This is a genomic window from Anaerolineae bacterium, assembly GCA_013178165.1.
Taxonomy (GTDB): Bacteria; Chloroflexota; Anaerolineae; order Aggregatilineales; family Ch27; genus Ch27.
The window spans coordinates 1-15,533 of record JABLXG010000034.1 but is presented as its reverse complement, the minus strand read 5'-3'; the positions used below and the strand labels follow the sequence as shown (position 1 = coordinate 15,533).

The following is a 15,533-nucleotide window of genomic DNA, read 5'->3' as shown; positions in this document are numbered from 1 at the left end:
TGGCAGCGCCCCGCCGTGCGATTCCGGGTGTCGCTGACGAGCTTTATTCCTCGTCTTCCAGGAAGACCTGCCACGGGCCGTGCATACCGTCCTCGGTGACGCCGTAGAAAACGCGCATACCTTCCGGCGTCTTGAGCGCCAGATCATAGCGAACGGTTTCGCCGCGTCGGTGGCGTTTGATCAGCCCGTACTTGTTGCGCCAGGTCACCTTGGCCGGGTCGACCGGGTTCTTTTCCTTTTCAGTGATGGCGTAGTGCCATAACCGGCGTGCTGACGTGCGGGTAACGTTGTTGACAATGTTACCGTTGCGCAGGTCGCGCATCATGTGGTAGAGCTTGCCCTTGCGCTGTTCGGAGCCGATGATCTCCACGCCTGTCTTGGGCGCGTCAATGTCCTGCACTTCTGCTGGGGCGGGCGGTTGTTCCATCTGGGCAGGTTCTGGCTCAGGGGCAACCGGTGTCGCGGAGGTGGGGCCGGTAGAGGCGGGCTGTTGCTGGGAGGCCAAGCTGCCCTGCACCAGCCGAACGATTTCGTCACGTACGGCCAGCGTGGTCTCCGCCTCGTCGCGGACGTAGATTTTGTTGTCGTCGATGGCGTAAGGCGGGTCATCGCCACGGGGGACCTGGATGCGGATGACCGTTTTGCCCTGGGAATGCTGGGTGTCGATCTCGACTTTCAGCGGCGGTGTCAGGCGCTGCTCCAGCTCGGTAGTGATCATTTCGATAGTCTTGGCGGCCTGCTGGACGCCGGCTAGTGGCTGGGTGGGGTCGGGGCTGGCGCCGATATAAATGGTACCGCCGTTGGTATTGGCCATGGCGCACACGTCCGCCACGATCTCATACAGCATCCCGCCGCGACGGGTTGCCTTGTCGTAAAAGGCCTGGACAATGCTGGGGCCTTGCTCCCTGGCAGCCTGAATGAAGTCGAACGGTTTGCGGTTGACAGCATAGGGGCGGGTCCGGGCAAAGTCATTGCCCTCGAACATCTCCCGCAGCGCCTCAAAGGTCCGTTCAGGCAACAATACCTCAGTCATGCGGTCGCCAACGCCGAGGTTCTGGTTGCGCCCGCTGCCGGTCTCGGCGTTCAGTCGGTGGGCGTCTGACCCCTGGATGCAGCGCATCCGACGGGGGTATTCCGGCTTGCTGCCATCAAAGAAATGCTGGGTAGTGCCGCGCCCGCGTCGCTCCAGGTCGGTGACTTCGAGGGCGTGCAGGTGAGCATCCTGGGTATAAGCGATCTTGGTCTGCCCGCCAAAGTCAAAGCCACGCATGGCAACGCCGTGGCTGGAGTTGGCGTGAGCGGCGATGACGATTCCGCCCGCCGCATGGATCACGCGATAAGCGGTCAGCACGTCGGCGGACGCGCCCACCACCGATGAGCCATTGTCCAGCGTATCCGGTGGGACATTGAGGCTGAGTAAAATATGCTCCAGTTCGCGGGTGGTTGTATCGGGGGAAAAGATGCCCAGGATGTGAAAGCCGAAGGTCGCCGTGAACTCAAAGCCGGGCAGTACCAGAATCTTGTCCATCAGGCGGCGGTATTCGCTCAGGCGGCGTTGTTCCTCCGGCGTGGCCCGTTTAAGGGACTCCAAGAAGGTCAGTTTCTCGATCTCATCTATCATCGCCCGGTAACCGCCGACCGTGTTATGGTCGGTGAAGGCGATGATGTCCAGTTCTCTGGCTTCAGCTTTGCGCAGGATGTCAAGGTGGGTAACTCCGGCATCCTGATAGTCCGCCGAGGCGGGGGTGTGAATATGCAGGTCCATACGGAACCACTGCATTTTGCTTGGGTTCTTTCTTGCGGCCACTAGGCCCTCTCCATTGCTTTTTCACTTGTTAGTGTTGATGTTGTATTCATAGAAGGTTTTGGGGTACTGGCTCAGAGCAGGCTGGTCAGAATCTGGGCCAGATTTGCGGGTTCAAGCGGTTTGATCAGGAACAAGGAAGCGCCAGCCTCAACCGCTTCCCGTTCCACATTCATGCCGGATGCGACCACGATCGGCGTGGTGGCGAAATCCGGGTCCTGCCGCAGGTTGCGGACAACTTCCGGCCCTTCGACGTCGGCCAGGTGATAGTCGATCAGAAAGATATCCGGATGTTCCTGGTGGGCACGCTCCAGCACGTCTTTGCCGCGGGCCGCCACACAGACATCAAACCCGTCCATACTGAGCAAAGTCTGCAACAGCATGACGGTCGTCCGGTCATCATCGACGATCATGATCTTGGGCAAAGCGCCTTCTCCTGCGTTTTTTTGCGCCCGGCCACCAGGGCAGAACAAAAACCATGCTCACCCGACCCTGCGTCAGGCCGGTTCAGCTTCCGGACTGACTTCAGGCTCAGGCATCAAAGCAGCCTCCAGCACCTCGTCGATCGTCCCGACCAGGATGAAATTCAGGGACTGGCGCACGCTTTCCGGGAGTTCCTCCAGGTCCTGCTCGTTGCGGCGAGGAAGGATAACGGTGTCGAGCCGACTGCGATGGGCGGCCAAAACTTTGGCCTTGATGCCACCCACCGGCAATACCTTGCCGCGCAGGGTGATCTCGCCGGTCATGGCGACATTGGGCCGTACCGGACGCCCGGTCAGCAGTGAGGCCAGCGCCGTGGCCATGGTCACACCCGCTGACGGGCCATCTTTGGGCACCGCACCAGCCGGTACATGCAGGTGGATGTCATGTTCCTCGAAATACCTGGGTGGGACGCCCAGTTGCTCCGCACGTGAGCGGATGTAGCTGAATGCCGCATGAGCGCTTTCCTGCATCACGCTGCCCAGCTGACCGGTCAACTGGAAGCCCTTGTTGCCCGGCATAGCGGCGGCTTCAACGAACAGAATATCGCCGCCCATCGGCGTGTAAGCCAGGCCGGTGGCCACGCCAGGCTGGTTGGTGCGGTCCTCAATTTCCGTCTGGTAACTGAAGCGCGGCTTGCCGATCAACTCCCGAATGGTCTCTTTCTCGATGACATACGGACCGGCGCCGTCGCCTTCCGCTTTCTCGGCGACGCGGGTAGCGATCTTGCGGGCAACCTGGCCGATCTGCCGCTCAAGATCGCGGACTCCGGCCTCCCGTGTGTAGTTGTTGATCAGCTCGCTGAGGGCTTCTTCGGTGAAGCGAATCTCCTCCGGGCGCAGCCCATTCTCCCGAATCTGGCGGGGGACCAGGTACTGCAGAGCGATCTGGACTTTTTCCTGCTCGGTATAGCCGTTCAGGGTGATGATCTCCATCCGGTCACGCAGGGGCGGCGGGATCGGCTCCAGCTCATTGGCTGTGGTGATGAACAGCACTTCCGAGAGGTCAAAGGCCACGTCGATATAGTGGTCGCGGAACTCGTGATTCTGCTCCGGGTCGAGCACCTCCAGCAAGGCCGAGGCCGGGTCTCCGCGGAAGTCGTGCCCCAGCTTGTCGATCTCGTCCAGCATCATCACCGGGTTGCGGCTTTCCACGCGGCGCAGAGTCTGGATGATCCGCCCCGGCATGGCGCCGATGTAGGTGCGGCGGAACCCCCGGATTTCGGCCTCGTCGCGGATGCCGCCCAGGCTCATGCGGACGAACTTGCGGCCCATAGCCCGCGCGATGGACGAGCCAAGCGAGGTCTTGCCGACGCCAGGCGGGCCAACAAAGCACAGGATGGCCCCTTCGCGCTCGCGACGGACATAGTCCGTCACATCCGGCTTTAGCTCATCCGCCCGCTCAGCACGCAGCTTGCGCACCGCCAGGAACTCCAGAATGCGCTCCTTGATATCCTCCAGGCCATAGTGGTCGGCGTCAAGGACTTCGCGGGCGTGGGCGATATCCAGGTTATCTTCCGTGCGCTTGCTCCAGGGCAGGCTCACCAGCCAGTCCAGATAAGTGCGGATGACGCCGTACTCAGCTGCGGCGGTGGGCAGCTTGGCCATCCGATCCAGTTCACGGCGAGCCTCCTTCTCAGCCTCCTCGGTCATCCCCGCTTCCTGGATCTTGCGGCGGAATTCCTCGATCTCCACCTGCTGCTCGTCGGCCTCGCCCAGTTCATGCTGGATGGCTTTCAGTTGTTCGCGTAGGAAGTATTCCCGCTGAACCTTCTCCATCTCCGACTGGGCCTGAGACTGGATCTGCCGGCCCAGTTCCAGCACTTCCAGTTCCTTGTTCAGGATGGCCATCAGGCGACGCAGCTTGGTAGCGATATCGTCGATTTCCAGGAGCTGCTGGCTTTCCTCCAGGTTGATCCGGATGTAGGTCGCGATGGCGTAAGCGATCTGCAGCGGATCATCCATGTTTAGCGTGGAGGAGATCAGTTCCGCCGGGATGCTGGGCACCAGTTCCGCCAGGTGAGAGAACTGGTCGACCACGTTGCGGGTCAACGCCTCCACCTCCAGGGTCTTCTCGACCTGTTCAGGGTAGCGGCTGACCCTGGCAACCAGATATGGCTCGGTAGCGACGTATTCCTCAATCTTGATGCGAGCCAGCCCCTGCACCAGCAGGCGGATGGTACCATCGGGCGCGCGGAACAGGCGGTGAACCATGGCCACGGTGCCGATGTCGTAGATCTCGCCGGGGCCAGGTTGTTCGTTTTCGGGATCGTGGGCGGCGACCAGGCCGATCAGGCGTTCCTTGCTGGCGACATCATCGATGAGGCGGATGGAGCGCGGCTGCCCGACCGTCAGCGGAATGGCTGTGTAGGGATACATGACCACGCCGCGCAGGGGCAGGATGGGCAAGGTTTCCGGCAGGTTCAGTTCGTCAGAGGATTCTTCAGACTGTTCTTCTTTGATGTCAATAGGTTGCTGATCGCTGCTGACGTTTTCGGATGATGGGGTGATCACCTGGTCATCCGTGGCTGACGATTTCTTTTTACGAATCATGGCTTACACTACGCTTCGTCGGATGAATTGTGCGTGATACTGAGCACATGGATGGCTGTGGACAGGGCACGCGGAAGCTCGATGCGTAACAGGCCGTCCTGGTATGTCGCGTTGACCTGTGACCGGTCGACGTTCCAAGGCAGGTGAATCTCGGTGCGGAAAGCCCCACGCTCGATTTCCATCTGGTGATAGGCCACATCTTCCAGACCGCCAAGATGATGCCGCACGCCGCTGACCGTCAGTAGACGATTCTGGAGCACAACCTGAAAGTCATGCTCGCGCATGCCGGCAATCTCGATCAACACGATCAGCCTGTCTTCGGTGCGGTAAACATCGGTTGGTGGGTGCCAGACGGACGAATGGCGTACCACAATTTGGTGCCAGATAGTGCGGCTACTAGTGGTCGTTTCCCCCTCGCGAGCCAGCTCCCTGTCTTGCTTGTTATCCGTGATTCTGTTGGCCATGCGACAACTCACGCAAATCTCTCGCAAGTCTTTATTTTTAGCATTCTACCACAGCCGACAAATGCGCTCAATGAGCGTTAGCAAAGAATCATGGCCTAATCTATCGGATTGAGCAGAAATCGCTTTCGGAGGACCAGGGGGAAGATCACGGTGGGCGCTGATAGGCGGCCCTGCTAGAATAGCGCCTGCCGGCCAGGAGTGCAAATTGCGCTTACTGGCGGGACCTGCGACTGCTGGCAAATGGAAGCTGACAGAGATGAGCGATCACATGCTGCCACTGGGGAAACTGCCTGCTGACCTCCTGGCCGATTTGCTGAGCCGACTACCCACCGACCCGCGGGTGGTGGTAGGCCCACGGATTGGCGAGGATGCCGCCGTCATCGATATGGGCGAGCGATACCTGGTGGCCAAGACCGATCCGATCACGTTTGCGACCGACGCGATCGGCTGGTATGCCGTGCAGGTGAACGCCAACGATCTGGCAACAACCGGCGCAATACCCCGCTGGTTTATGGCTACCGTGCTGCTACCGGGTGGGCAAGCCGACCGGGCGCTGGCAGAGCGTATCTTCACGCAGATCACCTCGGCCTGCGCTGCGCTGGGTATCACCCTGATTGGTGGCCATACCGAAATCACCTATGGTCTGGAGCGTCCTATTGTGGCCGGGTTCATGCTCGGCGAGGTGGAGAAGGATCGGCTGGTCACGACCGGCGGCGCACAGATCGGCGATGTGATCCTGTTGACGAAAGGCATCCCGATCGAGGCGACGGCGATCATTGCCCGCGAGAAACGCGCCGAACTACTCCAGCGGCTCGATCCGGCTCTGGTGGATCGGGCTGCAGAGTACCTGACCAGGCCGGGCATCAGCGTGGTGCCGGACGCGCAGGCCGCCTGCACCGCAGGGGGGGTCACCAGTATGCACGATCCCACCGAAGGCGGGCTGGCCACCGCGCTGTGGGAAGTGGCCGAGGCCAGCGGCAGGGCACTCCACCTGGATGTTGAGACGTGGCCGCTGTGTCAAGAAGGGGCGCGGCTGTGCGCGCTTTACGGTCTTGATCCGCTGGGGGCGATTGCTTCCGGGGCATTGCTGCTGACGGTCCGCCCGGAGGCGGAAGCCGGGGTACGGGCGGCGCTGCAAAAGGCGGGAATTCCAGTTTTCCGGCTAGGGCAGGTGGCGGCGGGACCAGCGGCTGTGCTCCACCGGGGGGTGGCTCTGCCGCGCCCGGCGCGGGATGAGATCGCCCGGCTATTTGACTGAGTTTCGCCGGGGTGCTGGGCACGGTTAGCCTTTACAGAGCAGGCCAGACGTGGTATAAAAGAACTCGCCTGCCGTGCGCGTGATGCCGCACCCAGGTTTTGAGCCAACACTCTTAAAGAAGGGTGTTCATTTTCCAGAGACTGAAGCGTTAGGCTACGGCCAAGGCTGAGGCTTCTGGTAGGCACCCACCTGCGAAAGCAGGTTCAAAACGGGCAGCACACGGCATGGCGGGTATCCTTTGCTGGCGAAGCCTCTTCAGGGGTGACCTGAAGGGGTTTTTGCTTCCACCTGCGCCTACGGCCGGATGTGATTTTCCCCAACGATGATCCACTTGTAGGTGGTCAATTCCTCCAGCCCCATTGGCCCGCGCGCATGCAGCTTCTGTGTACTGATAGCGATCTCCGCGCCAAGCCCTAACTGTCCACCATCAGTGAAGCGGGTTGACGCATTAACATACACAGCCGCTGAGTCGACCTCATTGAGGAAACGCGCCATCGCTGCCGGGTCGGTGGTCAGGATGCCGTCAGAATGACCGGTGCTGTGGGCCTGGATGTGGGCAATAGCCGCCTCCAGATCGGGAACAATACGGATGCCCAGGATCAGGGCCAGCCATTCGGTATCCCAGTCGTCCGGCCCGGCCAGGGTTACCTGTTCCCGTCCAGCCAGTAGCGCAGCAGCCTCCGCGTCTACCCGGAACGTCACGCCATCTCTGGTCAGCCGATCCACAACCGCAGGGATGAACTGGTCGGCGATATTGCGCTGAACGAGCAGGGTATCCAGGGCGTTGCAGACGGTGGGACGCTGCACTTTGGCATTGTGAATGACGTTTATCGCGGCGGCCAGATCGGCTGTCTCGTCCACATACAGATGGCAGATGCCAATCCCGCCGGTGATCACCGGGATGGTGCTCTGCTCGCGGCAAAGCTGATGCAAATGGTTGCCGCCGCGCGGGATGATCATGTCGACATAGTCGCTCAGGCGAAGGAGTTCGGTGACATAGCGCCGGTCGGGATCGCGAATCAGCTGGACGGCATCAGCTGGTAAACCAGCCCCCGCTACAGCGTCCTGGATCACATCGACCAGCGCGGTATTGCTACGCAGCGTCTCCGAGCCGCCGCGCAGAATGACCGCGTTGCCGGTCTTAAGCGCCAGAGCAGCGACGTCCACCGTCACATTAGGGCGCGATTCGTAAATTACGCCCAGCACGCCAATGGGCACCCGGCGCTTCCTGACCTGCAGGCCATTGGGCAGGGTGTGCGCGTCGAACTCTACGCCGACCGGATCAGGTAATTCAGCCACACGGCGGACATCGGCGGTGATTCCGGCCAGCCGTCCCGCCAGATTCAGCCGGTCGATCATGGCCGGGCTGAGACCGGCTAGCTGGCCGGCAGTGACATCGGCGGCGTTGGCTGCCAGGATGGCCGCCTGATGGCTGTCAATAGCGTCAGCGATGGCCAGCAGGGCGGCATTTTTGGCGGTGGTGGGCTGGCTGCGCAGGATGCGCGCCGCGGCTCTGGCCTGTTGTCCGAGCGCCTGCATGTCGATGGTCATGGGTTGTCCTCCCGGAACAGGATGTCCAGCTGCGATGATTGCGAGCGGAATGTCACTCGATGAGGATCAGGTTGTCGCGGTGGATAGCCTCATCGCCGTAGGTGTAACCGAGGACCTGGATAATGTCCCTGGAGCGGCGACCGCACAGGCTGGCCAGTTCCTTGCTGGTGTAGTTACTCAGCCCTTTGGCCAGGGGCTTGCCAGTAGCGTCCGCGACGATTACCACGTCGCCGCGCTCAAAGTCGCCGCGCACAGTCTGGATGCCCACCGGCAGCAGGCTGGCCCGGCCTTCACTCAGGGCGCGGGCTGCGCCCGGATCGATCTGCAGGATGCCCTGGGGCCGTTCCGCCAGCAGCCAGCGCTTGCGACTCTCCAGATGTTCAGTGGCGGGGAAGAAGGTTGTGCCGAGTGGTTCACCGGCCAGCAGCCGTAGCAGGACGTCCGGCGTATGACCGTTGGCGATGATGGTTCGGGTGCCGCTGCGGGTGGCCAGCTGTGCGGCCTGAAGCTTGGTGATCATCCCGCCGGTGCCCATACCCTGCGTCTTAAGTGTGCCACCGGCCAGCCGCCAGAGGTTATCGTCGATGGTCCGCACCTCCCTGATCAGGCGGGCATCGGGGTAGAGACCGGGGTCGTGATCATAGAGACCGTCTTTGTCGGTCAGCAGGATAAGCAGATCGGCGTCCAGCAGGGCGGCAATATGGGCGGATAGATTGTCGTTGTCGCCGAACTTGATCTCCTGCACAGCCACAGTATCGTTCTCGTTGACTACCGGCACGATCCGGTAGTCGAGGAGCGTGCTGAGGGTATTGCGAGCGTTGAGGTAGCGTGTCCGGTGGCTGAAATCATCGTTGGTCAGAAGCACCTGACCGATGCGTACATCGTACAGGCCAAACATGGTGCTGTAGATGCCCATCAGGTGACTCTGGCCGATGGCCGCCAGCATCTGTTTGGCTGGCAAATGGTTGGGCAGGTTGGGATAGTTGAGCGCTTCCCGCCCGGCAGCGATGGCGCCGGAGCTGACAAAGACGATGCGATGTCCTTCCCGCCACAGCAACACCATCTGGCGGACTAGCTCCAGGATGGCCGGGCGGGAGAGTCGCCTGGATCCGCCGCTAAGGGTGCTGGTGCCGACTTTGATGATGATGGTCTGCGGGGGGCTGGGTGTCATGGGTGGGCTGTACCTGCTGGCTGGTATGTATGCGGGCGATTGATTTGAGTAGAATTTAAGTATAGCGGAATCGCGGAGTATGGTATAATACAAACGCGTACCTTGAAAAGGGGATGACAGGTTTCGACGGGGAGCGATAGTGGCCGTACTGCAAGCCGAGCGGCGCTAACTCGTAAATCTGGCGCAACCCATTAAGTGCCAACCGCACTTACGCACCCGCTATGGCTATGGCCGCTTAAGCGGTCCCTAGCATAGCTGATTACCTGATACGGTAATCCGTCCGCCCTTCCCGTCTCCGGTCGGGGAGACTGGCGGGCGTCACCAAAGCCGGAGTGCTCGCCTGTGACGCCGATACGTGGGCGCTAAGAGTTATCGGCTGGGCCTGAGGTGTACCCTGTTGGCCGGGGCTACCGACGGCGAGAACCAAAAGGCCAACTAAGCTTGTAGACGTGCGGTTTCGTCCTCTTCGGACCCGGGTTCGATTCCCGGCATCTCCACCTGAACAACCAGGCGGCCCATCATTGGAGCCGCCTGGTTTGTTCTCACGTGTCGCCACCCGGAAGCTAGAGGATCGTATCACCTTCCATCTGGCGCTCGATCCAGGCAGCGATCACCGGGTAGCGGAAGTCGCGCCCGTTGTAGGTGTTGACCGCGCCAGCGATGGACAGAATGATGATGACCAGCGGCAGTACCAGCATGGTCAGGACAAAGACCACGTAAAGCAACCCGAACAGCACCACAAACGGGATGCCGATCAGGATGATGCTGGCGACGGCGGCCAGCGTGATGGCTACGGCGAAGATCAGTGAGCCGATGGTCAGCAGGGTGATCCAGCCAATCGTGCCCATCAGCTGGGCGGCGAAAGCCTGTAGCGCATGATAGGCGACAAACCGCGAACGATCGCGGAAGCCCACATAGATCAGCAGTGGCGCAAAGATCATCGCCAACCCGGCCAGGCCGCCGGTGGCGATCCCGGCCAGCACGGTGATCAGAAAGCTGGCGTGCGCCAGCGCCGCCCACAGACGTTCATCCTCGGTCAGCGTATCAACCGGGATACTGTGCGGTTGCCAGTCGATGTCGTACAGCAGCTTCTGGGAGATTTCCTGCGCCAGTGTTGCCGAGCGCTTGCGTTTGCGGCTGGCGCTGGCCGGGAAGTCTGCCGGTTCAACGCGGATGCGAATGCTGTCGCCAGGCAGCTCAGTGGATGACATATCTGGCTGCTCCGGGAGGGTTTGACGCTCGCTCATAACTGACTCCTGAAAGTGGTTGCCGTGTCCTGTAAGTCCAGGTCTCAGTGATTCTTACGCGCCGGGCCTGAGAAGGTTGCATGCGACCTCCTGGCTCCGGCTGGGTCGGCCATGCAGCGCGGGCGGCCAGCGAGTATACTTGCCCCGTGCCAAGCGGGGAGTATCTGCCTATGCTGACTCTGATGCGTGACGACTTTCACCTGACCAAACGTGATCTGGGCTGGATCATGCTGGTGGTCGGCCTGGTGGCGGTGATCGGGCTGCTGGCGCTGGATCCGGTTGCTGACTGGCTGCACAGTCTTGGGCTGGATGTGCTGCCACCGGACCGCCAGGCCGGATTTGGGCCGATGCAGCGCCTGGCCCTGCTGGTGGGTGGTGTACTGGCTGTCGTGGGGCTGACTCTGATCCCCCTGGGCCGCGAGCCGGTGACCCTTTTGCCCCAGGAGGAGCCATCCATTGTGCGGGAGGGTGCCTCGCCGGGACGGATCACGCGGGTTTTGTTGTTGATCACTCTGGCGGTCATGCTCTTCTACTTCGGCGTTTATGTCGTCTACGCCGTCAACCTCTTTCAGTTCCCGTTCGATTACGATCAGGGCGAGGGTTTTGAACTGGTGGACACCATCCTGTTCAGCCAGTTCCGCTGGCCATACCAGGATACCGAGGTCTACCCGTTCTATTCCTCCAACTACCCGCCGCTCTTTCATGTGCTGGCGGCACCGTTCGTCTGGCTGTTCGGTCCCGCTTACTGGTACGGACGGCTGCTCGGCTTCCTGGGCACGCTGGTGACGGCAAGCGCCATTGGCTATGCGGTCTACCGTGCCGAACGCCAGAGGGTGATAGCCGTGATTGCCGGGCTGGCCTTTCTGGCATCCAATACCATCTACCATGTCGGGCCGTTGTTCCGTCAGCATCTGTTCATGGTGATGTTTGAGACTTTGGCGGTGGTGGCGCTGGCCAACGTCCATGCGCTGGAAGGTCGGGCGCGTCGTCGGCGGCTGATCATCGGCCTGCTACTGCTTCTGGCGGCAGGTTACACCAAGCAACTGGCTGTGGTAACCGTGGCGGCTGTGTTCGTGTTTCTGTTCCTGGCCAATCCGCGCCACGCTGCAGGATGGGGGCTGCTACTGGCGCTGGTGGCGGGTAGTATCTTCCTGCTGATCGACCGGGCGACGGGTGGCCAGTGGTGGCTGAACATTATCACCGCCAACGTGAACCAGTTTGTACCGGGGCAGTTCCCCGGTCTCTTCCGCCAGTGGTTCGGCTTGCATGGCGCGTTGCTGATCCTGGCCGGGTTGCTCGCCATCTATGAGCTGTATTTTGACCGGGTTAGCCTGTACACCATCTGGTTTGGCACAGCAGTCCTGAGCACCACGTCAGCAGGCAAATGGGGGGCGGGGGATAGCTACTTTGCTACGGCCATTGCTGCAACCTGCATCCTGAGTGGCATCTTTGCCGCCCGGACGCTGCGCGGTGGCTGGCACTGGCCGGATAACTACCTGGCGCGGCTGCTGAACCCGATCCGGGTGCTGTTTGCGCGCGCGCCGCTGGCACAGGCCGGGCTGCGCCTTATGATGCCCGTTTCCTACCTGTTGTACGCGGCAGCCGTGTTCCACATGCCGACGGAAGGGGCGCTGTTTGGCCCCCTCGCCAGAACACTGGGCGTTACCCCCAACACTGATTTCGCCTACTATGACTCGGCGGGGTGGACGGTGGGCTATGCTGTACTGGGCCAGATTCCGACTCCGACGGATGTTGAGAACGGCTGGCGGCTGGTTGCCATCTCCGCGGAGGGCGATCGGCCTGCGTTGAGCGAGGATGCCGCCTTCAGCTGGCTGGCCGGCAAGGATGTGGTCGGCAACCCGACACAGCTTCTTAACCTGTACAACAACGGTCTGTACGACCCTTCGGCACTGGTGACGATGATTGAGGATCAGGCGTTCAATGTGCTGATCCTGCGGGCGCTGTTCTACCCGGACCCTGTGCTGTACACGATGATGCAAGCCTACTCACCAGCCGAAGTCATCCCCATGAATGGCTTCGAGTACCGGGTCTACCATCCTGATCCGGGCTGGCCGTCACGGCGCGCCCTGCGCGACCGGCTACTGACACTCGATAATGGATCGCGGGTGGAGGCTGTCATCTCACCGCCACGGCATGGCGCTGAAACCTGGCTGGAAGAAGTACTGAGGCATGCCGGTTTCAAGATCGACAGCGCCTGGTCGGAGGGCAGGGCGCTCTTCCGGCAGGCAGAGGACGGTCTGACGGCGCGAGTCACCCTGGAACCACAGGCTGGGGAGATGGTGCGCGTCCTGGTCGAAGCAGCATCGTGAACTAATGGCAGCGCAGAAACAGGCAGGCCCCGCACCCGGCGGGGCCTGATCATAGCTGGGGAGGTAGGATTCGAACCTACGGTACACGGTTCCAAAGACCGTTGCCTTGCCGCTTGGCCACTCCCCAAAGCTGGCCAAATTGTACCACAGGGAGACTGGCCTCACCAGATCGGATCGGCCACGTGGACGCGATTAATCCATTTCTCATGGCGTAGTGGGTTTCTTTGATTTACGATTGTTGTAATGAGAAAAATTCAGTGGGGAACCGGATATGAAACATGAGCGACAGGCTGGCGGCTCTGAACCCTCAGCGGCGATGGGCGCGCTGATTGGAGTACTGGTGACAGCGCCGACGATCGCCTTACAGTATCTTGGCGCCAGCGCGTTCGGCTTGCCTTTTCCGCCGTTTGACGCTTTTGACTGGCTGGCTCGCATTTTGCCGGGGAATGTGGTCACTGCCGGGATTGATGCGCTTGTCGGCGTGATCGCCGGCCTGAACCTGGGGGAGACTTCTGCTACGGCCAAAGCCCTGGAACAAACGCTGGCAGTGGCGCTCTTTTTGGGGCTGGGTCTGGCCGCCGGGGCGCTGCTCTTTGCGTTGCAGGGCCGCCTGAAGGGCAGTCTATCCATCCGGCTGGGTCTGGCCGCCGGGATGGTTGCCGGTGCGCTGATGATCGCCCTGTATCTCGGTGTCAATCAAACAGCAACCGCTACTCTGGCGATCAGCGTGATGTGGTTGCTGGCAGTGTCTGTGGGGTGGGGCGGGGCGATCGGGCAGGTGCACGCTCGTCTGCGCCCGACACAGGCTGTGGCGGTGGAGCTACCGGTGATCAGCGCTGCGCCATCTGACCCGGCGGGGAGCGAACTCAGGCTCGGTCCACCTGTTGAGACCGGTCTGATCAACCGCCGCCAGTTTCTGCTGCGGGTGGGCGGTACTGCCGCTGTGATCACCGTGGTTGGCGCCGGGCTGGGAACGTTGTTGAAGAGCGAGCAATCAGGCCCGCAGCCAGCACAGGTGACGACAGGAGGCGACAGGCAGCCCGCCCTGCCCGCCAATCTGCCTAACGCCGGAGACCCACTGCAACCTGCCCCTGGCACACGTCCGGAGTACACCCCGCTGGATCAGCACTACCGGATTGACATCAACCTGATCCCCCCCAGTGTTAGCGCGGAGGGGTGGGTATTACCTGTGGATGGCCTGGTGGCGCAGCCCTTGAGGCTGACGCTGGACGATTTGCGCACCCGTTACCCGCTTCGGGAGCAGTATGTCACCCTGTCATGCATCTCTAACCCTGTGGGGGGTGACCTGATCGGCACCACTCTGTGGACCGGGGCCAGCCTGCAGGACATCCTGGCGGAAGCGCGTCCGTTGCCGGAGGCGGCTTACCTGAGGATCACGGCGGCGGATGGCTTCGATGAGACGGTCGCACTCGATCTGATCCGGGCTGATGCACGCATCATGCTGTGCTATGCCTGGGATAGCCAGCCACTAACTGTTGAACATGGCTTCCCGCTGCGCATCTACATTCCTGATCTTTACGGGATGAAACAGCCCAAGTGGATCACCGCAATCCAGGTGGTGGCCGATTATGAGGAAGGCTACTGGGTGCGCCGGGGCTGGGACGAGGTGGCCCGGATGCAGACGACGGCGGTGATTGATACGATCGCTGCCCGGGCCCTGATCGAGGAAGGCGGCCGTCTGCTGGTGCCTGTTGGCGGGATCGCTCACGCCGGCGCGCGCGGTATCTCCCGCGTGGAGGTGCGGGTGGATGATGGCCCCTGGGAGGAGGCCCGGGTGCGGGCGCCGCTGTCCGAGACCACATGGGTGATCTGGCGTTATGACTGGCCGTTTCAGGAGGGGCAACATATTTTTGCGGTGCGGGCCTATGATGGTGATGGCGTGATGCAGGAGTCAGAGCCACGCGGCCCCCGTCCAAGCGGTGCGACCGGCATTCACAGCCGATCGGCGACGCTGGAGTAGCCCGCTGACGGAAAGTAGTACCCGCAGGCATTCTTATTGCATGCAGATCGTTACTACGGAAGGGGTGTAGAGATGCCAGCAGTTGGTGAAAAAGCGCCTGACTTTGCGCTGAAGAATCAGGATGGGAAGGTCGTCCGGTTGAGCGATTACCGGGGCAAGAAGGTGATTCTCTTTGCTTATCCCAAAGCCGGTACCAGCGGATGTACCACCCAGGCCTGCGGTCTGCGCGACAACTTCCCGCGCTTTGAGGGCGTCAATGCAACCGTCTTGGGCATCAGCCCGGACGAGCCCGCAGCGCTGCGCAAGTGGAAAGAAGCGGAGAATCTGCCGTATGATCTGGTGTCTGATCCCGACCATCAGGTGCTGGAGGCCTGGGGCGCCTGGGGCGAGAAGTCAATGTATGGCAAGAAGTACATGGGAGTGATTCGCTCCCACTGGGTGATCGATGAGACGGGAACCATCGTTGACGCTCAGATCAACGTCAGCCCGGAGAAGAGCGTCGAGCGAGCGGTCAAATTTCTGATCGGAGCATAGAGCGGTCTGTGCCCGGCAGCAGCGACGCAAATCGGGGTGCATTCCAGATTGGGGGCAGGGTCAAGCCGCGGCAGTCCAGAGGTCATCGAAGTCGTGGCTCAAGACTGCAGAACGCAGGACAAGCATCCGCTCCACACCTGGGCGGGACCAGTGCATTCCGG

At 61.4% G+C, this 15,533-nt stretch carries 11 protein-coding genes, 1 tRNA gene and 2 other RNA genes; 6 read left to right on the top strand and 8 right to left on the bottom strand.

Annotated features, from left to right (window positions below):
- Window positions 1-43 precede the first annotated feature (43 nt).
- From HPY64_15710 to HPY64_15695, 4 genes are all read right to left on the bottom strand, one after another.
- Window positions 44-1,765, bottom strand: coding sequence for a transcriptional regulator (locus tag HPY64_15710; GenBank protein ID NPV68585.1), 1,722 nt, complete (start codon window positions 1,763-1,765; stop codon window positions 44-46).
- Between the two features lie 113 nt (window positions 1,766-1,878).
- Window positions 1,879-2,229, bottom strand: a complete 351-nt coding sequence (locus HPY64_15705; protein ID NPV68584.1) for a response regulator — start codon at window positions 2,227-2,229, stop codon at window positions 1,879-1,881.
- Between the two features lie 72 nt (window positions 2,230-2,301).
- On the bottom strand, window positions 2,302-4,752 hold the full coding sequence (gene lon, locus HPY64_15700) for an endopeptidase La (GenBank protein NPV68583.1): 2,451 nt from the start codon (window positions 4,750-4,752) through the stop codon (window positions 2,302-2,304).
- Window positions 4,753-4,844: 92 nt separating this feature from the next.
- Window positions 4,845-5,300: an Hsp20/alpha crystallin family protein gene (locus HPY64_15695; GenBank protein ID NPV68582.1), complete on the bottom strand. Its 456-nt coding sequence runs from the start codon at window positions 5,298-5,300 to the stop codon at window positions 4,845-4,847.
- Window positions 5,301-5,556: 256 nt separating this feature from the next.
- Between HPY64_15695 and HPY64_15690 the strand changes: the two genes are divergently transcribed.
- Window positions 5,557-6,558, top strand: a complete 1,002-nt coding sequence (locus tag HPY64_15690; GenBank protein NPV68581.1) for a hydrogenase expression/formation protein — start codon at window positions 5,557-5,559, stop codon at window positions 6,556-6,558.
- A gap of 62 nt (window positions 6,559-6,620) precedes the next feature.
- Window positions 6,621-6,796: non-coding RNA, 6S RNA (gene ssrS, locus HPY64_15685), on the top strand.
- A 56-nt stretch (window positions 6,797-6,852) separates the two neighbouring features.
- On the opposite strand, the gene HPY64_15680 is transcribed toward ssrS, so the two are convergent.
- Window positions 6,853-8,103, bottom strand: a complete 1,251-nt coding sequence (locus HPY64_15680; GenBank protein NPV68580.1) for a glutamate-5-semialdehyde dehydrogenase — start codon at window positions 8,101-8,103, stop codon at window positions 6,853-6,855.
- A 58-nt stretch (window positions 8,104-8,161) separates the two neighbouring features.
- Window positions 8,162-9,280 (bottom strand): glutamate 5-kinase, encoded by a 1,119-nt coding sequence (proB, locus tag HPY64_15675; GenBank protein NPV68579.1) that lies wholly within the window; start codon window positions 9,278-9,280, stop codon window positions 8,162-8,164.
- A 109-nt stretch (window positions 9,281-9,389) separates the two neighbouring features.
- On the opposite strand from proB, the gene ssrA reads away from it, so the two are divergent.
- Window positions 9,390-9,780: a transfer-messenger RNA gene (ssrA, locus tag HPY64_15670) on the top strand.
- 63 nt (window positions 9,781-9,843) lie between these two features.
- On the opposite strand, the gene HPY64_15665 is transcribed toward ssrA, so the two are convergent.
- Window positions 9,844-10,527 carry a DUF4870 domain-containing protein gene (locus HPY64_15665; protein ID NPV68578.1) on the bottom strand — a complete coding sequence of 228 codons (684 nt, stop codon included), beginning with the start codon at window positions 10,525-10,527 and terminating at the stop codon, window positions 9,844-9,846.
- A gap of 170 nt (window positions 10,528-10,697) precedes the next feature.
- Here HPY64_15665 and HPY64_15660 point away from each other — a divergent pair, with 170 nt between their 5' ends.
- Window positions 10,698-12,857: a hypothetical protein gene (locus tag HPY64_15660; GenBank protein NPV68577.1), complete on the top strand. Its 2,160-nt coding sequence runs from the start codon at window positions 10,698-10,700 to the stop codon at window positions 12,855-12,857.
- Between the two features lie 55 nt (window positions 12,858-12,912).
- Here the strand turns inward: HPY64_15660 and HPY64_15655 are convergent.
- Window positions 12,913-12,984 (bottom strand) — tRNA-Gln (locus HPY64_15655).
- 144 nt (window positions 12,985-13,128) lie between these two features.
- Between HPY64_15655 and HPY64_15650 the strand changes: the two genes are divergently transcribed.
- A complete protein-coding gene (locus tag HPY64_15650; protein NPV68576.1) occupies window positions 13,129-14,838 on the top strand; it encodes a molybdopterin-dependent oxidoreductase in 1,710 nt (569 codons plus the stop codon).
- A gap of 72 nt (window positions 14,839-14,910) precedes the next feature.
- On the top strand, window positions 14,911-15,372 hold the full coding sequence (gene bcp, locus HPY64_15645) for a thioredoxin-dependent thiol peroxidase (GenBank protein ID NPV68575.1): 462 nt from the start codon (window positions 14,911-14,913) through the stop codon (window positions 15,370-15,372).
- The last annotated feature ends 161 nt before the right edge of the window (window positions 15,373-15,533 follow it).